Origin of the sequence: Parendozoicomonas verongulae (genome assembly GCF_009711465.1) — a bacterium.
Taxonomy (GTDB): domain Bacteria; phylum Pseudomonadota; class Gammaproteobacteria; order Pseudomonadales; family Endozoicomonadaceae; genus Sansalvadorimonas; species Sansalvadorimonas verongulae.
The window spans coordinates 19,808-44,480 of record NZ_SMME01000865.1 but is presented as its reverse complement, the minus strand read 5'-3'; the positions used below and the strand labels follow the sequence as shown (position 1 = coordinate 44,480).

1 protein-coding gene is annotated in these 24,673 nt (G+C 52.5%); it reads right to left on the bottom strand.

Features of this window, described 5'->3' with window-relative positions; translation table 11 throughout:
• Positions 1-71: 71 nt before the first annotated feature.
• A complete protein-coding gene (locus tag E1189_RS18725) occupies positions 72-24,665 on the bottom strand; it encodes an LEPR-XLL domain-containing protein (protein WP_196221519.1) in 24,594 nt (8,197 codons plus the stop codon).
• Between the last annotated feature and the right edge of the window lie 8 nt (positions 24,666-24,673).

Sequence of the window (24,673 nt, the reverse complement as noted above, 5' to 3'; positions counted from 1 at the left end):
ATGCTGAAACTTCATTCAGGCAGATTCAGCCTGAGGAGACCCTCTCCTCAGGCCCTCCTGAACAACATACCTTAAAGCGCGACTTTATCCCAAGGGATAAAACGCTTTTTACTTTGTTGAGGGTGTTTACTGAGGTTATTGATAGCGCCGGAATCAAAACGTTCTGTTTTCTTCCTGCTACGCATCAGTGCAGCAGAGGCCAGAATCATTGAGCCTGCAGCAGCTTCCGTATCAAGAGGAGCTTCCTCAAACTCATCAGTCATGCCATCAACTTCCATTTCACCTTCCGGCTCAACAGCGTCTTCCGACTCTTCTGCGTCAGAAGACTCAGGCTCACAGATAAGGCGACCATAGTCATCTACAGAGACTAACTCACTCTCTGCACACTCATCCGCGGAGCCTACGCTATCATCCTCCTCACCTGCAGCCGTGGGCTCTGTTGGCAGTGGGTAATCAATACCTGCAGCCTGTTCTCCAGAACTGCTAATCATACCGGCACCGCCCATGCTTTTTAGCAAGCTGGTGAGGCCTGGATTATCAGTTAAGGCTGCCTGCTCGCCGAAGGCGCGGATTGGGCGCAGATCTATGTAATCCGTAGAGAAGACTTCATTTACCTTGGTGTAGAGGTCTTGCTCTGTGAGTCTTAACAGATCGAGGCGCCCCGGTGACAACGTGACAATCGTTGTTGCTCGCGCATTGGGGCCAGATTCATCGAAGGTCATCCGGGCATATTCACCTACCATCACATCTTCAGACAGATTTCCGTAGAACAGATCATTACCGAAGGCACCGATCATGCGATCCAGCCCCTCGCCACCGTTGAGAATGTCATCCCCACCGGTAAAGAAATCGATGGCCTCAAAGATCAGACTGGTAGCGGTTCTGGTTACCTGACTTCCATCACCGCCCAGCAGGTCATCACCATCATTACCTGTCAGCTCATCACCTCCAACACCACCAAACAGAATATCTCTGCCTGAGCCGCCGATGAGGTTATCGCTGCCACCAAGGGTAATACTGCCCGTAGTCACTTTCACATAACGGCCAGAAGCATCGCTCTCGATATAACCGTTATCACCAAGGATAATAGTTTCACCGCTGGTATTTGTGATGTTATCACCACCCACGCCACCGAGTGCCTGATCTTCACCAGCTCCAAGAGTTACAGTGTCGTTGCCACCGGTGATTGCGGATCTATCCAGAGTGTCAACTCGAGCACGTACGCCATCGACAAAGGTTATTCGGCCGTTGTCGCCAATCACGGTATCGTTGCCTGAGCCTGTGCCTGCATTATCATTGCCAAAGCCAGCCAGCACTAGATTATCGCCATCACCGGCTTGCAGGTTATTATTGCCGCCGAGGGCAAAATCCCGCGTTTCAATCAGGGTAATAACGCCTGCGGAATCATACTGAACAATGCCGTTGTCGCCGAGAATGTGGTCATCATCACGACCGGTGACAAGCCGGTCATCGGCCATACCGGCAATAACAACATTTTGCCCATTGGATACAAAGATAGCGTCGTTGCCACCCTGGGAAGGCAGCAGACTTATAGCTTCACGGAGAATACCGGACTCATCCCAGGTCATACGACCATGATCGCCAATCACGTGGTCGACACCGGTGCCACCAGTAATGGTGTCATTCCCCGTACCACCAATCACACGATTAAAGCCGTTGCCTGCTGTCAGAACATCGTTACCGCCGGTTGTGTCATCAAGATCGGTACTCTTCAGTGTTATCAGTTTGCCGTTGGTAAACTGGGCTGTGCCATTATCACCAACAACAATGTCGTCCCCGCCAGTTGTGGTGACATTGTCGGAGCCCTGCCCGGCAATCACAACATTATCGCCACCGGCCAAAGTGACTACATCATTTCCGCCTTCTGCAATGAGGTTACTGGTTGCGGTTTGCAGAATATCGTTCTCGTAAATCAGCCGACCGTGGTCACCAATTACATGATCACTTCCTGTACCACCGGTAATCACATCACTGCCAGTACCACCAATCACGCGATTGAAGCCTCCACCAACAAAGAGGGCATCGCTGCCGCCTGTGGCGTCATCAAGGTCGGTACTGATCAGGGTGACCAGGCGCCCGTTATCGAACCCGGCAATTCCGTTGTCACCGATAACAATGTCATCGCCGCCGTATGTTGAAACGTTATCCCCACTCTGGCCGGCAATCACAAGGTTATCGCCACCAAGCAGGGAAATAATGTCACTGCCACCCTGAGTAATCAGACGGCTTTCAACTTTCTGCAGGATGTTGTTTACGTCGTAGGTGAGTGTGCCGTGATCGCCGAGCACGTGATCAACACCAGTACCGCCGGTAATAATATCGTTTCCTGTACCACCGATGACTCGGTTAAAGCCATCACCCGTTGTGAGTACATCACCACCACCGGTAGAGTCATCCAAATCTGTGCTGGTGAGCGTGATCAATCTGCCATCAGTGAATTCAGCTGTGCCGTTATCGCCGATGACAATATCATCTCCGCCGGTTGTGGTGACTTCATCGGCACCTTGACCAGCAATGACAACGTTATTGCCGCCTGCCAGAGTGATTGTGTCATCACCACCTTGGTCAATCAGACTACTTTCAGCACGCTGTAGAATGTTGTTTACGTTATAGATGAGCGTACCGTGATCGCCGAGCACATGGTCAACCCCAGAACCACCGATGATTGTGTCATTACCGGTTCCGCCAATTACACGATTAAAACCATCGCCCACTGTGAGCACATCATCGCCGCCGGTGGCATCGTCCAGATCAGTGCTGGAGAGTGTGATTAAGCTGCCATCGGTGAATTCAGCAATACCGTTATCACCGATAACAATATCGTCTCCGCCAGTTGTGGTGACTTCATCTGAACCCTGGCCAGCAATTACAACGTTATTGCCTTCTGCCAGAGCGATTGTGTCATCACCACCTTGATCAATCAGGCGGCTTTCGGCTTTTTGCAGGATGTTGTTTACGTCATAGGTAAGGGTGCCGTGATCACCGAGCACGTGATCAACGCCAGTGCCGCCGGTGATGGTGTCAGCGCCTATTCCGCCAATTACACGATTAAAACCATCGCCCACTGTGAGCACATCACCGCCGCCGGTGGTATCATTCAGATCAGTGCTGGCAAGCGTGATTAAGCTGCCATCAGTGAATTCAGCAATGCCGTTATCGCCAATCACAATGTCATCGCCACCTGTGGTGGTAACGTCATCCGCACCGTGACCTGCAATGACAATATTATTACCACCTGCAGCATGAATAGTGTCATTACCGCCTTTCTGGAGCTGTATAGAAGCCAGACTAATCACTTGCCCTGCCGCCAGAGTAATAACACCAAAGTCTCCCAGAATCAGATCGTCGTCTGTTTCCAGCAAACCTGGAGCGCTGCCATCTTCATTCGCACCATAAATGGCGTCGTCACCCAAGCCTCCCAGTAACCAGTCATTACCACTGTTGCCTTGCAGGGTGTCGTTTCCACCGTAATCTACGTTCCGGTTTTGCACCAAATCAATGGTCAGCAGATCACCATCGGCATTCAGATCAATCTCACCATTGTCGCCCAGCAAAATATCCTTGCCTGCACCGCCGGAAACCTGATCAGCACCAGAGCCCGCCAGAATCCTATCGTCATGATCGCCGCCACGAATGATGTCATCACCACCCTGGCTTTCTTCACTGGTTTCGATATGCACCAACTGGCCGGTAGACATCAATCGCAGTTGCTCCACAGAACCATCGTGAGTTTGGGTAATCACGCCATGATCACCCAGAATCACATCGTCGCCGGAGCCACCATCAACAACATCATTGCCCGTTTGCAGGTTATCGCTATTCGCAAAGTCGTTAACCAAATCGGGCTCAGTTACAACGGTAAGTACCTGGGATGCCAGTGTCAGACGGGAAGATATGTCAATGTTGATTCCGGAATCACCATAGAGGAAGTCATTACCTCCAAGGCCGTTGATGGTGTCGTTCCCTGAGCCACCGTAGATGCGGTCATCGCCAGAAGAACCTGTCAGTGAATCGTTACCGGCACCGCCGTAAACCGTAATACCATTGGATGCACGACTGGCATCAATCACATCATTACCAGCGGTGTTGAATGTAATAACCGCATCCAGTCCATCACCGCGTAGCCCACTATAGCGGCTGCCATTCTGGGCAGTATCACCAAACAGGATCAGAGGTGTGGTAGCACCTTCACCACCGTAAACATTGAAGGTATCAGCACCATCGCTGCTCTGGTTACCACCACCGTGCACTACGGTAATCGGGCTTTGTCGCTTAACAGTGGCCGCTACCGATTCATCCACCAGTTCACCAGCCGCCAACAACAGCTGGACGCCATCAGGGGAGATAGAAGCAATCGTAAACAGACCGTTATTATTGGCCGTGCCGCTGATTTCAATGGTATCCCCAACCCGGTAGCCTTCGTCATACCAGTTGCCGCCATCCTGACGGGTGATTGTGCTGCTATTCAAGGCTGCGTTATGGGCAAAAGCCATAGCGCCGCTGGCCGAGACAGAGGTGACATCAATATCCAGCGAGTCATCCCCTTGTCCCATCACCAGCTCAAACGCATCAATACCGTAATAGCTGATACCACCGGCAATGGTTAGATCCGGCTCACCATTTTCGCCATCCACAACCAGTGCCTTGTCGTCCATATTCAAGCCGGTCAGAGAGGTTGTTGTCAGTACACCACGGTCGTTCGTAGTGCTGGCATCATTAAACACTGTCAGGGTATCGGTCTGAATGGTTTCATCGGTGATGGATGGAATATCCAGTGCCGACTCCGCCTGTTCGCTGGGCAGTACAACCGGTGTTCTCAGGGAGCGGTCAACAGTGGTGAGGCTGCCCTCAATAATAAGCGAGCCCTGGATATCAGCCGTTAAGCCTTTGGAGCCGACAATAAAGTTATCGCTGCCCAGACCACCAATCAGTCGGGTGATAACACCGGTGCGGGTGCTTTCAACAATGAAGGTATCGTTACCTTCCAGAGCATCCACATCCACCGATTCCAGATTGTCGTAGGTGATCGTCAAACCAGCACCGACGATGGAATCACGGGTCACTACAAATGTGTCGTCTTTCTCGGTGCCGATGGCCGTCAGGGTATCGAAACCTGCTCCGCCATCAATGCTCAGTGGCGCGTTCACGTTGTAATCAATGGTGTCATCGTCGTCACCACCTTGCAGATCAATGTCACCATCAGCAACAAAGGCGCGTACAACGAACTCATCGTTGCCGTCTTCACCCATCATCACGAGGTCGGCTTTGTTGCTATAGACAATAAAGTTGTCGCCTTCCGAACCGCCCTTCAGGATCAGGGCTTCACTATTGCCATAACTCAGGAAGCCCCGGGTGACCGCTGTACCTTCCACTTCATCTCCCACAGCCGTTACAGGGGCTTCACCAAAGATCTGGCCTACCTGGAAGCTATCCACACCGCTGCCACCGTCTACTGTCATAATGGCGCTGGTGTTGTCGAAGAAGAAGCTGTCGCTTCCATCACCACCGTTAAGGAATACACCGCCGCCTGCATCGTTCAGGGTGGCGTTGTAGTTGATGCGCTCAATCTGGTCTACAAAGGTATTGGTTGCCAGCTCCCCGTGAAAACGGGTTATGAAGTTATCTCTTACAAGGAAGATGTCGTCGGTTTCGGCACCCGCATCACCGGCATAACCACGCCCATGAATGGTCAGGCTATCAGCACCATCAGCGGCAGTACCGGAATCGTTGATATCAATGGTGTAGTCGGTCAGTGTCGTGCCATCAGCGTCCACATCTCTCATGGTGATGATGTACTGGTCACCACCGCCTTTACCATCCAGAGAGAGCACTTCGCTGCGGGAGTGCAACTCTTTCACCTCAAGGATATCGTTTCCTTCGCCACCCACAACATAGGTGTCACCGGCCAGTAATATGGCATCAATGAGGAGAATGTCATTACCTTTTCCACCACCAATATCTATGCGTGTAGAGCCGGTAATTGAGCCCAGCAGTTCGATGCGGTCATTGCTCTCTTTACCGGAGACATCGAGCTTTCCTGCTGTAGTCACAGCACCATCCAGAATGATGATGTCTGCATCGGACTCACCAGAGATGGTGATATTGGCACCGGTTAGCGTTCCCAGGCTATGGATAGTGACACCGGCAGCTTCCGCATTGCCGTAATCACCCAGCAGGGTCAGGTCACCCGAAGCAGACACCGTTGCGCCGGTTTCAATAGTCAGATTATCGCCCGATTGCAGGGTCACGGTGCCTGCAACTGCCTGAATCAGTACGCCACTGCCAACAGTCAGATAATCATCGTTCGCACCGGATTCATCTCCTGAGGTTATAGAGATATCACCGGCGTTACTTACAATCGATTTTTCAATGGTAATCGGGCTGTGGGCTTCAAGGTTCACATCGCCGGAAGCCACCATGCCATTCGCCTGACCCAAACCACCAATGGTGAGATGCCCGGTATTGGTAATCCAGACATCGCCATTGATGGATGCGCCTTCCATATAACCAACAGTGGTTTGCAGTCGTTTATTGACCGTACCAATATTGCCTTCAGCATAGAGGCGGGTTTTGCCGGAGGTTACGTTGGAAGCATTGGCATCGCTGTTACCGTTGTAAATGTCGTCACGGCCTAAAATAAATGCGGTAAAGCCGTTGCCCGTGCCAATGGTGTTAATCGAGAGATCACCATCGGTTTCAATCAGATAAGTATCCCGAGCACTGGATGTGGTGACAGTGCCTGCAGAGCGCCAAGCGCTGTTAATATCCAGATCGTTGCCGGACACACCGATAGCATCGAGATCAGACGTTAGCGTAATAGAGTTGCCGATCACGTCCGCATCAGGATTATCATCAGCATCAAGAATCGCCTGATGGGCACGCAGATCAATATCACCGCCATCCGCTACGACCTGACGGATGTTCATATTGTTCAGCACTTCGTGAACAAGAACGTCGGAGCCGGCAGAGATATCAAGTACAGCATTTACGCCCAGATCAGTTTCCAGATAGTCGCCAGACTCACCAACACCGGCTGAAGCATTCAGTACAAGTTCAGTTGCCGCGCTGATATTGGCAAAGTCATGGTTCAGACCATCAACAATGGCGCCGCTGTCTGCGGTGAGATAGATACCACCAGACTGGGCATAGAGAGTACCAACATTAATATTACCGGTGCGCTCGGTAATGTGAATATCGCCACTCACACGGGCGGTGAGAACGGCATCACTGGCAATATCAATAGTCAGTGGGCTAGAGGATGAGCCGATAGAACCATCCGCCGCTTCCAGTATCAGGTCATTACTGATGATATTGGTCACATTGCCACCGGACAGGTTGACAATAGACTGGCTGGTCTTGATTCGTGCAGTATCACCAGCACGAACTTCACCCAGCTTGATATCCTGTTCAGAGCCCAGGAACACATCCCCGTCTGCCGATGCGGAAATAGCGTCTGCAGCATCTACATCCACATCATCCCGCAGGTCGATGCGGATTCCGGTTATGGATGCGCCATTGCTCGCAGGATCGAACACAATTTCAGCGAGGGCAATATTCACCCGGTATTCTGTAGACAGCTGGTCACTGGACGACAGGGTAATGGTTGTCGCGGTCAAAGATTCAATGGTGAAGAACTCACCATTCTGATTGGTATTTTCGGCATTGCCGAAAACCTGAATGGTCATGCCTGCCCGGAAACCATCATCAAGCCAGCTGCCGTTATCTTTGCGCACAATTTTATCGTTGGTGCTGTTGCTGTGAATAAAGTTCACATAGGCAGAAGAGATATCACCGGCCAGATAAGTCACATCGGCACGTTCTGCCGCAGACAGAGCAATACGATCCGCATCCGTCAGAGCGAAGTTCGGATCACTGAAATCAATATCATAATATCCGGTGGCCGAACCGATGCTCTTATCGGTGCCAATGACCTTAACGGTCACGGTGCCCGCTGCGGCGATATTGGCCCCTTCTACCGTCACTTGCGTATCGGTGATAGGTTCAATCAATCCGGCACTGTAGAGGTTGAGCAGTTCAGCTTCTGTCCAGACCTTAATGCTGCCGACCAAGCTCTCTCGCTCGACATCGCTCAGGGTATAGCTGTAGTTTTCATCGTAGTTATTACCACTGCCGTAGGTTTTGTGGAGATTGTGATACTCATCCGTGCGCTTGGTAACCAGAGCCTGTTTCTCAGCATCCGTCCAGCCTGCGGTGGTGTAGTACTCATCTTCGGCAACGGTCAGAGATACGACGAATGTGCTGTCGTAAACGTTGGGGTCAGCCTGCATGGCACGGTACTGCCAGTAACTTCTATACTCCTGAACCCGATTGTTTTCCGCTTCCGCTATGGTTTGGTCGATCTTGCTCTGGGCACCGGTGCCATCGGTCAGCTGGAGATCAGTCCACAGGCCATTCAGCAGTTCCTGTTCCGTGCGCTCATCACGTTCGGCATTATCGTTGGCATCAATCAGGTGGCCGTTGGTGACTTCGATATAAACATTGCCACTGTCGGATATCACTTCCTTCAGGCGCAGGTCACCACTGGTTTCTTTCACAAAAACATCAGTCTTGGCGTTGACCGTGAGATGGTGAGCAAGCCCGGAACCGGAGTTCACCTGCAGAGGTTTGGATACGCTGTTACCCACCCCCCCTTCTTCCGCCACCAGCTCAACACGACCGCCTGAAATAGAGCCGGTTTTACCCGTGGCAATTGTGATGGAATCCTTGGCATCCAGTCGTACAGTCTTGCCGCTACCTGCCTGCACATCGTCGATAACCAGATCACCAGAGCTGGACGCTATATGAATAACGCCGCCTGCAGTGGTACTCAGACTGGCACTGTCGACACTGGCCAGATTCACAGTCAGTGCACCGGAATCCACCAGATTGCCTTCAGCATCAACAATGACCTTACCGATATTGCCATTAGTGGCAGAGAGCACCACGTTCTTGCCAGTGATGTAGGAACTATCACTGGTCTGGCGAATATCCCCCCTGGAGGTGATCGTGGTGGTACCGGAGCTGTTACGGATACTGCCGTCTATCAGAATATCGGCTCCGGCCACTGTGGAGGTCAGGTTCACCTCACCAGCCTCGTAACCAATAAAGTTGATATTCACGCCGTAGTCGGCTTTCACCGTATGGGTGTGGGTGGTGGTTTTGTACTCTTCCTTCACCCACTTGGTGTAGTAGGTTTTCTTGCCGTACCAAGTACTGGTCTGCCAGCGGTCTTCGATATAGGTGCGGGTTTTATCCTCATTAATATCGCCAACCTGCGTATGGATGTAGGCATCATTCTTTTTGCCAGCATCCAGATAGAAGTACGGCCCTTCATCGGTCAGGGTTGGGCCTGCCAGACGCTCTGTAGTATCCCAATAGTCATTGGGGGGATCTTTGGCCAGATCATCAATCCCTAACCAGGCACTCTTCTTTTCTGTTTTGTAGTGGCGGGTTGCATCCAGCACATCCACAGACCAGCCATAACGCCAGCCTTCCCTGATGCCATAGGAGTAAGAATTACTGCTGCTGGTACGGTCAGTCTTACCATCCTCAACAATGCTGACCCCGTTCTCATCCTTGGTGTAGATAGTCACATGAGGGTTGTTGCTGGAGCCTTTGGCTTTATCCTTGAGAACCAGTGTGCCTTCACCACGCTGGGAGGCATCCAGACTCTTCACAACCACATCATAAGACGTGTTGTTGGTGACACTGATTTTGCCGTAGCCACCCAAGAGTTCAATCTCACCGTAACCAGTATTGAGCAGGTGACCTTCCAGCTCGATATAACCACCACTTACCCGAATTTCCTCCACCTCAATCTTGCCGGTGGTGGTGTTGTAGTAAACGGTGTAATCGTCGGTGGATGCCGTAGTCAGTTTCACCAGGCCGGTTTTTGAATTGCCAATACTGGCAATCTCATTGGCTGTCGCTGTGCCGAGGGTCAGGCTGTAATCCGGCTTACCACTTTGCATGATGCCGTTCAGGTTCAGGTATTCCGCACTGATCACAATGCGATCACCGTAGAGGCTGACTCGGTTTGGATTTTTGGTTAATTCGTTAACAACAAGTGCGTCAGCCAGTGCTGCCTTCTGGCCATTATTTGTCAAACTATCCAGCTTGGAATAGGTTTCACCGCCAACGCTGTAATCCGTCAGGCCGCTGATATAAACGCTTCTACCCACTACGTTCATATTTTCCGCACGCACCTGCGCATTAAAGGTGACCTTGCCGTTGGGGTTACTGACTGTCAGGGAACCCTGCGAGTTTTCAACATCACCAGAAATAGTGATATCCGGTGTAGGAATACCACCAACAGGAGTAAAGGTATTGCTGATAATGATCTCAGGAGGGTTAACGCTCCCACCTGCCGTAATCGTAGAGAAGTTCGCGGAACCGACAGAAACACCTTCATCCGCCTGACTGTAGGTGTCCACATCCGAATTACTGGCAACTTCCACACCATTCAGGAACAGGCCACCGTTGGAATCAGGAATCACAACCCCTTTGATATCCAGGAATGCTGCGGTGTTATTGGTAATCTCAACCTTGGCATCACCGGGAGCGTCCAGAGAACCGTCACCCACCAGCACATCGGAACGGACATCAATCACACCCGCCTGAGCCCAGACAGGGCTGATCTCGGCAACAAGAATATCCTGTTTGGTGTAACCGGAATACTTGCCGTCTGACGTCCACAGTCCCTGCGCTTGCAGCTCTGCGGTAATACGAGCCACTTCACCCTCATAGAAAGCTTTCAGGTTGGCGTTGGAATCCTTGTACTGGTTCAGCTGATCCTGAGCGTATTTCAGCTCCTGTACCAGCTCGGAGTCCAACTCATCTGTGGTTACACGAAAATCAATGCCATCAGTCTGCTTACTGCTTACTACCTTACTAGTATTTACACGGACATTCTCTTCTAGCTCATCATCATATTCATAGGCATAGCTCTCCTCTATATCCAGCACCAGCTCCTGATGCCGATCAATACCTGTGCGCACGGTGCCATCTATATCAACGGCAGCATGGGATTCTGTTTTGATAGTGCCGTCATAGAGTTCGGTACCACCGTTAATGGCATCCGCCAAGGCACTGGCCCAGTTCACCCCTTTGGCCTTGGCATACATATCCGCAAAGCCCAGCCTTTCCGCATGCAAGCGGGCATCACGGGCGGTTTCCAGCAAGGCGCCAGCGGCGACGGTAATGGTGTTGTTCTGAACCAGTTTGGCAGTCGCATCCAGGCTGCTAATGGGAATTGCGCTGCCTGCAAAACTGTCGGTCTGGGCATCCAGCTTGTATTGATCCCGGTTGAAACTGGTGTCCGTTCCGGTTGAGATATTCAAATCACCATCCGTTGAAACCTGACTGTTCGCCGCAAAACTCACCCGGTTCTCCGGATAGATTTCTACCCGGGTATCTGCGGCAGCAACGGTTGCGGCGCCGTAGGTATCCACGCTCACTTTACCGATGGCTGTGCCGGTTCCACGAGCCGACATCTGCACATCGCCAGCGCTGGTCAGTGTTGCGCTGTTGCCCACGGCAATTTCTGCCAGATTAGTATTGGTCTTGATCTCCAAGGTGGCACCGGCACCGGCCAGAGCACCGCCGGAGATCAACGTGACCTGATCCCGAATATCAAAGTCGTTCAGAGCATCCAGAGTGAGATCGCCCGCTGCTGTGGCACCATCCATCACAGTGATATCTGCGCTGTCACCAATCACCACCCGGGTATTCATATCGATAGTAGTAATGCTGTCTGCACCGGCTGCGCTGGCCACACCGCCAGTTGTGCCACGAATATTGTCACCAGACACCACGTTCTTACGTAGCTTGGTGATGGCATCCATATCCAGATCGGTGGCTTTCACCACAGCGTCCGCACCAATAGCTGCAGTGACATTAGCATTCACAGTGTGATCCGCTTTGGCACCCACCGCGCCTAATACACCACCAGAGCCGACTTTCACCTTGCTGTCGAACGTCGCGTTCTGCTGCGCCTTGATCACCACTGTGCCATCGCCACGATTGGTGAGGTCGATACTCTTACCGCTTGCACCGTCACGGATTTCTGCCGTAACCGTGCTCTTATTGACTGTGAACGCTTCTGTACCCGTTCCAGCAGCCAGACCACCCGCACCCGCAGTGCCTTCGGCATAGTTGTTATCTGTGCCTACTGCGGTGATTTCGAGCGTTCCACCATCCAGATCAACACCATCTCCCAGGAAGGCGAAGGTTTTGGTATCGGTTTTCGCTTTTGCGGAACTGCCACCTGCAGCGAGTAAGCCGCCGGAGTAGCTGTCCGCTTCCGCTTTCTGTTTGGTGTTGTTGGCGGCAGAAATGGACGTGGCACCGGTAATTACAAGACTGGAGCCGTCTGCCACAAAACTCTTCACAGTGCTGTTGTTGTTGATTTCAGCGATGGTGGCATCCACACCAATCAAGGCACCGGCAGCACCGAGAGAGTAGGCTTTGGCTGAATAACTATTGCTTGGAACCTTGGTTTCCGCATTCAGGCTCAAACTGCTGGCAGATATCTGCACACTGCCGCTGGTTGCATCATCCGGGTTGCCGAGGGAGGCAATCACGTCGGGGGCGATAACAATATCTGTCAGCGATACGCCAACCGCAGCTAATCCTGCATTAACGCCATGAACGGTAACATCTGCCTTAGGCGTCATTGTCGCTTCAATATCGACAGTATTGCTGACATCAACCTTCGCATGACTGCCGATAAAGGCTTTCACCGCCGGATCAATGCGAACATTGGCATCATTGCCTGAACCTGCGCCGATACCAGCGGTGACAGTCCAGATATTTTCTACAACGGTGACATCAGATGTTGCCGTAATCAGCACATCACTCACCGTGTCACTGCCCTGCCCGACCTGTGCGTAATTGCCCAGATAGGCCAAGGTTGAGCCGCCCACATCCACATCGCCTACCGAGGCACCAGCGGCCAGACCACCTACGGCGACACCCTTGGCTTCCAGGTTGTAGTTGCGATTCGCCTCAGCGGTAATAACCAGATCATCAGCTTTGGTAATACGTGCGCCATTTGAAGCAGAGGTACCATGATCCACAAAGGCACTTTGGGTCGCAGTGTCGTTCACAATGGCAACCTGTGCTCCCAGTCCAACAGTGCCACCAGCAGCACCGCCATACACATTCACATCAATCTTGGTCGCATCAAGAGAGGACTTGATGGTGATATCATCGGTCGCCGACAGGTCTGTGTTGTTATCCACAAACGCCGTAGTTGCGCCCGACAGGTTGAGGATGCCAACAGCGCCCCCAACACCGGCGATACCGCCAACAGCCGCGCCGCCAACAGTCTGGGTAACATCAACAGTATCTGTCGCCTGCACCAGAATATCCGCAGAAGCGCCCTGGCTTCCGGCCGTGATATCGGCCCCTTCACCGATATAAGCGGTGGTGTCAGATACTGCAGGATCCTCACTGACAGAAACGGTAAACAGGCTGCTGTCGGATACCGCACTGGCTTTTGTGGCCGTGTCATCATCACTCAGGCCATTTTCATTATCACTGTCGAAAGCTGAGTTAATCTGACTCTGGGCTGGTGTCGCCTGTTTACTGCCCGTGGCATCCAGTCCGGTACCAATATTCACAACGGACACGGCACCATTCAGGGCAAAGCTACCTGCCGCCGCGAAGGAGATAACCAGAGTATCCACCGTACGGGCTGCATCCGCCTTAACACTGACATCACCTTCAGCGACGACTGTCGTACCCGTGCCGATATGGGCATCAACGGTATTCCTGATGGTAGCAACATTCACAGATGCCCCCGCTCCGGCACCGCTGATAGAACCTGCACCCGCATCATTATCAAAATGAGTGGTGGCTTTGGCATGCACCCGCGTGTTGGAGCCACTGGTTATAGAAGCATTGGTAGAGTTATGGGCACCAATCCAGGCACCGGTATAGGAGAGGCTTTCCACAACCGAGACAGAACCAGCGGCTGCACCGATACCCACTCCGCCTGAAGCGGCGATAACGGTGATTTGCTCTTCCGCTTCGCTGTTCACGTTCACAGCGCCATCAGCATTCACTGTGGCACCTACGATATACGACCGGGTATTTCCATCCAGCAGGCCAACCGCAACGGAGATACCTGCGCCACCAATACCGCCCCCAAGCGCGCCATCATAGAGTTTCAGGTCAACACGACTGTCGGCATCAACCGTCACTGCACCGCCACTGGTCACATTGGCCAGACGGATAAAGGCATCTGTATTAGACGTGCTCTTCACACCGGAGGCTGAACCTGCAACACCGGCATAGAAGCCAAAGGCTGCACCGACGCTGGTAGACTGAATACTTTCCCGGCTCAGCGCAGATACTTCCACACTTTCACCGGCATAGATGTTATCAACATCGCTGTTCACATCATCGTCAGCGATATACGCCTGTGTGGTATTGCTGACAATATCGGTATCAATGGCGGCCCCCACACCGGCTGCGGCCAAGCCAACAGCCAAGGTGCCGCCAGAGCTGGAGATAGTGGTATTCTGGTGCGCCCGCACCTTCACCTGTTTGCCACGGTTACTACTGTTATTTATCGAAGAATCGCTGATATAGGCACGGGTGGTATTGGTCACCTTGTTCACAATGATATTGGCACCCACACCCACCTGACCGGCCACAGCAACAGTCACAGCAATCGCTTCAATATCCGCTTCATTGGTTGCGATAACGGCGAGGCCGTTCAGGTTTTCGGTGCTTTCTGTTCCATCGTTATCATCAGCCCACTTTTTAATAGAGAGTGCACTAGAACCTTTGGCAATCACAGTAGAATCGCCAGACACATAGGCCTCTGTGGTGTTGTTCAGCTGATTCACCACAACCGTGCCGCCAACACCTACAGTGCCAGAGCCACTCAACGTCCCAGCATAGGATTTAATGGTGTCGTCAGATTCTGCCTGAACCAGAATATTGTCGTCTGTGGTAACAGTGGCTCCGCTCAGGTAAGCCCGCACATCGTTACTGATCAGGTTGCTTGCAGCGGAACCTGCAACGCTGGCTGTACCGGAACCGGAAATACCTGCGGCGAGCGTCCAGATCGTTGCGTCAGATTTCGCCAGCACCTGCACATCACCGGAATAGCTACTGGTAACAGTGGCGGTGGAGCCATCAATAAAGGCATTGATGGTGTTATCAATTTCGTTATAGGCCACCGCGGCACCAATGGCTGTAGTGCCTGAGCCGGTCAGCTGTGTGGCTCCGGAGCGAATGGTGGAGGAATCAATCGCCTTGATTGTGATATCACCCGTGGCCGTAACAACAGCCCCGCTGCTCACATGGGCATCAACGGTTTTGCGAATCCAGTTAAGCGACAAAGCTCCTGCACCGGCAAAGGTGCCCGCACCGGCACCAAACACACTGAACACATTGATATTGGCGTTGGACAACGCGGTCACTTCAACGGCATTGGCCGTAACTGTGGCGTTATCAATATAAGCCTTAACTGTGTTTGCTGTGGTGTTATCGCCAGGTTTATCAGGGTTACCGCCCACATAGTTATAGCCAATGGCCGCGCCGCCAGAGGCCGTACCTGCGCCACTGCCACCACCGGCCAGAGCGTTGAGAGTTGCCTGATCGGAAGCGGCTACACGAACGGTGCCGCTTGTGGCCTGAGCCGTGGCACTGTCGGAAATACGCGCTTCAACGGAGTTACGAATCCAGTTCAGAGAAAGGGAGAGTGCACCGGCATTGCTACCCGCACCGGAGCCACTGACAGTAAACGACCATATCTGTGCATCCAGGAAAGGATCAGGACTGTCATTATCTGCCTGATCATTCAGAGCTACAGATGGCAGCTGGTCAGTATTCAGCACGGCCGCAGACACCACGATATCACCTGTATTGGCAGTCACCTGTGTGGCTGAACCTTCAATACGAGCCTGCACATCACTGCGCATATCGTTAGTTGCAGAGGCAATAGCTCCCGCATTGGAGCCTGAGCCAGCCGCACCACCGGCCACAATAATCATGATGGGTGTGGCTGTAGCACGTACATTCACATCGGTGTAACCCGTCACTTTAGCGCCGCCTTTGACCGAGGCATTCACAAGGTTGCGCATAAAGTTGATGGAAATAGAACCCGCTACACCATTTGTGCTGGCACCTGCCGCACCTATGGTGACATTGATAATTCTGGCGGCAGAGTCCGCCAGTACATTCACCGCACCTTCGCTGGAATCTACCGTGGAGTTACCACTGATATAGGAACGCACAATGCCTTCGTTGATAGCATCGCGATTCTCAGCCACATTGCGAGTGGGATCACCGGGGTCACCACCAATGTAGTTGTAGGCGATGGCTGCGCCGACTGCCGTGCTGCCACCGGAACCGGCCGCACCAACAGCCACCGTGATCATATTGGCATCGTCTTCCGCGCCCACTGTTACATCGTTTTTAGCATCCACATCAGAGGCATTGATATAAGCCTCAACGGTGTTATTGGTCCAGTTCAGGGAGATGGCTGCACCTGCAGCAAAGTTACTCGCGTAGGCACCAGCAACGGTGACGTTTATCACCTGAGAGCCAAGGTCTGTTTCAGACGGCAGTTCAGAGGTATCCACACCCAGGCTGGCAAGATCCGCATCAGAGCCAGAAGGAGTAAAGCCTGCCAGCACGTTGACACCGGCACCGGTAGAATTAACCGTGGCGTTATCGATATATGCCTGAACCATGTTGTTTACGTGGGTAGTTGAAGCAGAGGCACCTACTGCAGAACCGCTTCCTGCATAAGCACCTGCGCCGGCAACCACGACCATGGTCGTGGAATCAACAGCCCCAACGCTGATAGCACCAGCGGCTTCAATATCGGTTTCAACCGTGGCATCAGAATCATCTTTCATGCGCGCCTGAATGGTGTTGTCCACCTCGTTCACCGAGATAGAACCACCCAGTGCAAAGTTCTGCCCTCCGGCACCGCCCACAGCCACGCTCACCAGCAGGCTTTCAGCTGAAGCCAGCACATCAAGAGTGGAAGCTGTTTTTACCCTGGAGCTGTCAATCTCAGCCAGCACTGTGTTATCAATCAGGTTCACACCAATAGCCGCACCGCCAGCAGCCTGCTGGGAGGAGTAAGCCAGCCCGCCAGACAGGTTCACACTGGTGGTTTTATCAGAGGCCGATACCAGCACCGCGCCAGACACATCAATATCACTGTCGCCGGAGATAGCAGCGGTGATCTCATTATTAGTAGACGTCGCGGCAATGGCACCGGATATGGTCAGCTTTTCGGCACCCGCTCCGCCAACCACCAGTGTACCCAGCACAGAGTTTTGCTCCGCCTTAACGCTCACTCCACCGGTGGTGCGCAAGGTGGAACCGGAAACCTTGGCAATCACTGTGTTATCAATAAAGTTAAAGCCAAGGGCAAAGCCCAGACCGAGAGACTTGCCTTTGGCGAAACCACCGGCAAAGGCATAAATAGACGACGCATCATCCGCCAGCAGTCTGACATTCCCCGTTGAACCGGCAACCGTTGTGGTATCAAGAATCTTCGACGAAACAGTGCTGTTGATAAAGTTCATGGACAGGGTGCCAGCAGCTCCCAACCCCACAGTGCTTTCACCACCAGCCGACCCAACTGAACCAGTGATAGAAACAATCAAACCTGACGACTTGGCATCCACCGTCACATCGCCGGTGTGCTTGAAACTGCTCAGGGAGCTGATGACGGACTCAGTGGTATTTTGAATCTGGCTGAAGGCTACTGCAGAGCCAATACCGGACTTAGCGCCAAAGCCACCGGAACCCGCTAACAGAATAATCTGGGTTTTGTCGTCAGCATTCAGATGAGTTGAACCAGTCACCTCGGTTGCACCATTAACAGACGACAATGCGGTTTTGGTGGTAAAGGTGGTGCGGGTCACGGCAACGGAACCGGCAATAGCCATACCGTTGCGACCTGTGGCGCCAGCAATGCCAGCGGTCAGGGAAGCGACCCAGCCGTTGCGGGTAGCATCAATATCAATACTGTTGGCTTTCAGGGAATCGGCGCTGGCAACAGCACCATTCACGGTACCAGTGATGAAACTGAACGACGCAGCACCGGCAATGCCTTTGGCAACACCGCCGTTATCGTCTTTTACATAAGTCAGAGCACCGGATAGACCGCCATAAATGCTGGCATCGTTGGCCTTGATGGTGAGATCACCCACATCCACGGCATAAGCATTGCGGATATAGGCCTGAGCATCATCGTTACCGATATTGATGGTGACAGAGCCAGAAATGCCCATACCGGTTTGTCCCGGTTTAGCGGCTTCTTTGGCTTTATCTTCCTCGTTCCAGCGTTTACTCATTTCAGAGATATTGTCGTGATAGCTCTGATCATGGCTGGTTTTCAGCAGCTCCGGGCTGGTTGTGCTGGAGCCATCGGAGTTGCTTAAACCACTGCTGTCGTCAGAATAGCCGGAGCTCGTATCCTGAGGAGGCGTATCCTGGTCCGCCGCAGGGCTCTTGGAGACTTTGGCACCCGCCAGCGCCACACTGGCAGCAATACCATCATTCTGGGCAAACAGTTTTACATCGCCGTCTACCGTCAGGCCGCCACTGCTAAAGCGATCATTGTCGCCATAACGGCTGCCAATCAGTGCTTCCGTATCACGCTCGATATAGTTAATAGCGACGGACGCACCGACACCGGTGGTTTCTGAACTGGCAATGGCACCCGCCACGCTGAATACATAAACCGTGTCTTCCGCCTGTACCAGCAGAGAGTTACCGCTGCCATCGGCATCACCCAGACCAACAGTAATCGTGGCTCCATCTTCAATCTGGGCAACAGTAGTGTTTTGAACAATAGTGCCGACCATGGAACCGTTAAAGGCCACATTGTCGGCCTGCCCGCCGGAGGCGCCAAAGGTGATTGACATAATTGTGCTGTCGGCATCTACCTTCAGGCTGTCGGCATACAGGGTTACGCCGTCTTCTATCTTGGCGGTGGTGGTATTCTCGAAGTAATAACCAAGTAGTGCCAGGCCTACGGCACTGCCATCCTCTGCAGATTTGGAGCCATAGCCGCCTGCTGTCGTTTTAGGCTTCCAGCCGGTGTAGGACTTGTCTTTATCATCATCGGTGGCGGGTTTATCTGTATCGCCCGTAATACCGGGAGGTTGGAAGTTACCACCAAGGTTTACCATATGGGCAATATTGGTGGCCGACACCGTAACCTTTTGCTCAGTGGCAAGGTCCTTAATGGTCTGATTCTGGTTGATGGACGCGCCGCTTTTGATGGTGGCATCGGCATTCTGGTGCATGAGCAGCACAGCGACCGAACCCGCCCCTGCTTTCTTCTGACCATCAGCACGGGAGGCTGTCCAGGAATCAATCAAGTGGTCATCCAGGCCGAGATTAGAGTCAAGATAGGTGGTCGCAGTTGTTATGAACTCGCCGATTTTGTTCTGAACAGGGTTAATTTCCTGCCAGTATTGGGCATCCTCAAAATTTTCATCATTCAGATCGACATCACTCTTAACAACGTCGCTAATGTACTCATAGTAAGAACCTTGCTGGCTTTTCACCAACGTTCCAGTTTTCAGAGTGGCGTTGGTATCGTTATGGTTGTAATCCGCCTTGGGATTGTCTTCCAGCAAAGGCGTAATCAGGTTAGCGCCCCACAGACTGTTGGGATCAATCTGATTCAGGGTCTTGGCATCAACCGTTAAATTGCCACCGGCATCAACCACCGCATCGGTGTTGATATACGCCTTGGACTGACTATTAAAAAAGCCTGTGGCGAAAGCGGCAGACACGCCGGTTTCGGTAGTAAAGCGGGATTCATCACCCGTGGCTGCGCCGTAGTCGATAGCTTTGGAATCAGCGGTCAGGCTGGGGCGGGATTCCAGCTTGGCTTTAACCGTTATGCTGCCATCCGCCTGCACAGTTTGTCTGTTCGTTGAATCAACATCGCCATCGCCAATCCGCGCTTCGACTTTGTTGGTGTCCACATGCACAGCAATGGCCGCCGCGATATCGTAGGCATCACCTTTGGTTTTAACTTTCGAGTCGGCATTCCACCACTCATTAAACCAGTTCCACTTGCCAGAGAGCCAACCAGCACCTGCGGCCTTGATTGGGTCTGACATGCGGCTCTTCTGGGACTTGGTGGCATCGGTCAGGTAATCACCCTTAGAGTCGGTACCTACACCGGCAAAGGCCTTAATGCCCGGGCTGGTTGGTGGAGAGAGGAACAACAACCCAACACCCACAATATTGTCCGCCACGGCACCAATATTACCGTTGGCACCGATACCTGACAGTGCACCATTGTCATCCAGAATATTGTCATCCTGACTGGCGTCTACGTCGATATTACCTTTAACCGTGACGGTGCCATCGAGATAAGCACGGGTGTTGGTTTCATCCACAGCAACGGCAATAGCCACACCCAGTTTGCCTTTCACACCAGCAACGGAACGGGCGACCGTGGTGTTAATTTCCGAGGTATTGCTGGTGAAGCTCAGATTGCCACCGGCATCTATACTGCCACTGCCTTCCAGATTGGCTTCTGCCGTAGACTGAAGCACGCTCACCGCCACCGAGCCTGCCATCTTGGAGAGTTTGGTGGGGTTGGCTTCCACGTCCATCACATTCTTGGCATCGGCATGGATGTAGACATCTTTGTCTGCAACCAGCTCTCCACTGATAGTGACCTTGGAGGTGTTTTCGATAATGCCCACTGAAGCAGCAAAGCCCCACGAGTAAGGCTTGGCGCTGGCCTGAGCCAGAGAAGACGACGCAACAGAGATATTGCCGGTGTTTTGAGTGGTATCGTTTGAGGCTTTCGCTTCGATATGGGCAAAGGCCCCGATATCCACCTTCGCTACGGACACAGCACGGGACACCGCAGCCAGCAGCGCCAGACTTTCACTGAACTCAATCAGGCTTTCCGCTAATTGCAGGCCGTTTTCCTGGAACCAGTTGTTATTATTGGAATTGCTTTGCGACAGATAGTTTTGGCTGTTGACTACAGAGGCAACAGTGACATTGCCGCCTTGCAACAAGGTATCGCCTGTTTTACCGATGGTAATTTTGGCAGTGAGATGATCGTAGTTGTACCAGCCGGAGGTCCATGGCAGCAGGCGGGATTCAGCAAGAATTGTGATATCACCGTGTACTGAGTTACTGATATCGGAAGAGGCCAGAGCAATAAGCTGCGCCCCGTCATCAATGATAATTTCCTTACCCTTGATGGTGATATCGCCAGCCTTGTCCCCATGGCTGGTATCTATGGTGTAACCCTTAATCACAACTTTACTGGCAGCAATCTTGATATTCATGCCACCGACATCAACATTCCCTTCAAGCTTGGCGGTAGCTCCGGTGTTGACAGTGTACGTTGCATCACCGGTGAACGTGACCCACTCAAAATCCTGCTGGGTGATGCTGGAATCCATGCCAGAGACAATAATCTCGTTATCCAGACCACCGCCCACATTAACAGTGACCTTGTCGGTTCCTGCTGTCAGGCCTGTGACATCCACATAAAACTTGTCGTCGTGACTGGCGGAACCTTTCAGGGTATCCACACCGCCGCCGGTGCGCAGAATCACACTGCCTAAAGTAAAGGCGCTGGCATCAAGAGTGTTGGCGCCTGCGCCACCGGAAAGGTCGGCGCCTTCAATAGACGTCAGGGTGTCAGTTTCTGTGAGTGAACCAATTACAGTTACCAGACTGGTGTCTGTCAGGGTGATATTAGCATCCCGGCTTTCTACCAGTGTGTCGTTGCCGCTGCCTCCATCGATGGCGTCATCGCCTGCGCCGCCGGTCAGGAAGTCGTTACCGATAGTGCCTTTCAGGGTATCTTTACCGGCACCACCATCCAGCTTCACGAAACCAGAGATAATGGCATTGCCAGAAAGTGAACCCGCAGAGCCTGTTTTCAGAATGCCGAGCACAGAGGCGGCTTGGGAAGTGCCCACGTCAGCAACAGTCAGCGCTCCTGTTCCGGTTGATGTATCAGTCAGGTTTATGCCGGTTTGTGCATTATTCAAAGAAGCTGTGAGATTGCCTGAAGTATCTGCTGCAGCAATGGTATCCAGCACATCCTGCAAAGTGACTGCATGGGTGAGATTCACATTCACCGCGGAGCCATCGGCCAGTGTCACAGTGAAGTCTGTGCCACCAATAGTTCCAAGGCCAGACTGATTGCCGAGGTACTGCACAAAGGTATCTATTCCCAGGCCGGTAAAGCCGGAGGCATCAATGGTGTTTGCGCTAGCCCCGCCCGTGAGTTGTGCGAGTTCGATCTGGGAAAGGGTGTCAGTCTCTGAACCGTGGGTCAGAGTGAGGTTGGTAAGAACCATATCCTGATCGTGGGTTTCGATCAGGGTATCGATGCCGTCGCCACCGTCGATGATGTCGGAACCACCACCTCCGGTGAGGGTATCCGCTTCACCGCCACCGTAGAGTTCATCGGCACCACTGCCGCCTATCAGGGTATCCATACCCTCGCCGCCATAGAGCTTAACTGTGCCTGAGAAGCCAGAAGCGTCCATCAGGTTGCCGCTGGCACCGCCGGTAAGTTCAGCTTTCTCGATTTCACTGAGGGTATCGAGATGGGTAACGCCATCAACACTGGTGACTGTTGCCGTGCCTCCAGTGTTGAAATCACCATTCACCGTCAGCGCATTGATGTCCATTGCGGCAAGGTTATTGGTAAACGTCACAATCCAGCCATCGACGAAGCTGGTTACGATTACGTCTTCGTGGCCAATATTGCTGAGCTGACGTAAGGCTAAGGACACTTCATCAGCTGTTGCATTGTAATTCAGGTTGTCTGTCGTGTGACTATCAAATGAAAGAGTGAAGGTACCGTCAGAGACATTCTCTAAAGTGATTGTCTGAACTTCACTGTTGCTGTCGCCTTTCTGAACAGTGGCGACAGCTGCACTGCCTGCTGAGAAAGTTTCAGTCACGACCAGCTCTTCAATATCCTGTGAGCCAAGGTCACCAATAAACTGAATCTGCCATGCACCGGGTGTGCCGGTTACCTGAATATTTTCTCTGTGAAGGCCAGTGATCAGACCAAGGATATCAGCAATCTGTTCCGTGGAGGCATCATAGGCAATGGCTTCGGAGGTTTCTCCACGGAAGGTGACGGTAAAGGAGCCATCACTGACACCTGTAAGAGTAATGGTTTGGATCGCATCCACACCGGTGGCGGAGTCGAGGCTGGTATCCGTAAGAATATAACGAGTGTTGCCACTCTCAATCAAAGTATCAACGCCACCATTACCCTGAATATCATCAGCACCGGTGCCACCATTTAAGAGATCGTCTTTATCAGTGCCCTTCAGGGTATCGTTGCCTGCTCCACCAGCGAGAGTTACGCCGCCCAGCGTAAAGGCCGAAGTATCGAGGATGTTGTTGCTTAAGCCACCAGCGAGGTAAGCGGTTTCAATATTTACCAGACTGTCTTTGTCGCTGGTCATGTCAGCATAGGTGACCGTCAGTTCAGCGGTAAAATCGTCGGCAGAAACATCGGCTAATACGAAGTTGGCATCCTGCTGTTCCCACAGGGTGTCAGTGCCACCAAGCCCATCAATCGCATCAACCCCAAGGCCACCGGTCAGCGTATCGTCTGCGGCCGTACCCTTGAGCGAATCAGCGCCCGCACCACCATCCAGCGTAACGCCGCCCAGAGTGAATTTGGACGCATCAAGGGAGTTATCACCCGCGCCACCGGTGAGGGATGCGGTTTCAAAACCGGATAGAGTGTTTTCTTCCGAATCAATGGTGAGTTTGTCGTCTTCGAGAATGAAGTTGGCATCGCGGGTTTCGAACACTGTGTCAACGCCCGTGCCACCAATCAGGTTATCGGCACCAAGACTACCGCTGATCGCATCGTCCCCCCCACGGCCATCAATGGTGTTATCTCCGCTATTACCGGCAAGATAATCATCGTGATCAGAACCGGTAATGGATTTAAAGCCACTTGCGCTTTCAAAACCCGTAGCTATGCCAGCGTCCAGATCAACAGTCACGCCAATGCTGTAACCAGAGAAATCCAGTACACCTTCAGCGCCACCGATTATGTTTTCGATGCCTGTGAATGAGATGCCCGCGAGATTCAGCGAGTTATTGTCAGAAATCGTCCAGGTGTTTTCGTCACTGATAGTGGACGACAGTGTGTCATCACCATTACCGCCGAGAACATTCTCAACGCCGCTGAAGGTCAGATCACCGGCAGCACCAGCCTTACTGCCGGTCAGCTCCCATTGAGTATCATCCTCAGGGCCAACCACCGTATCGGTGCCACCTTCGCCAATAAAAGTAATGAGAAGAGTGTCATCCGCCAGAGCCGTTACGCTCTTATCCAGAATAAGAGTGTCGTCGCCGGAGGTACCCGTTATGGTGATGTGGTTTTTTGCATCCAGATTGGCTTCGTAAACGACGGGTGCACCGGATTTGGCATTATCCACAACCTGCAGCACAGAGGTTTGATCTTGCTGAATTACCCGCAGCAACAGTTCATTGGCGCCATCCTGAACGTTATGATTCAGTTCCTGAGGCTGCATGGCAGCCGTCATTGGGTCAGCCGAGAACAGCAGTCTCGGCTCAAGGGTTTCAAAGGTAAACCGGTGTTGCGCAGGCAGGCCCGAGCGGCTCACGGGCGGTT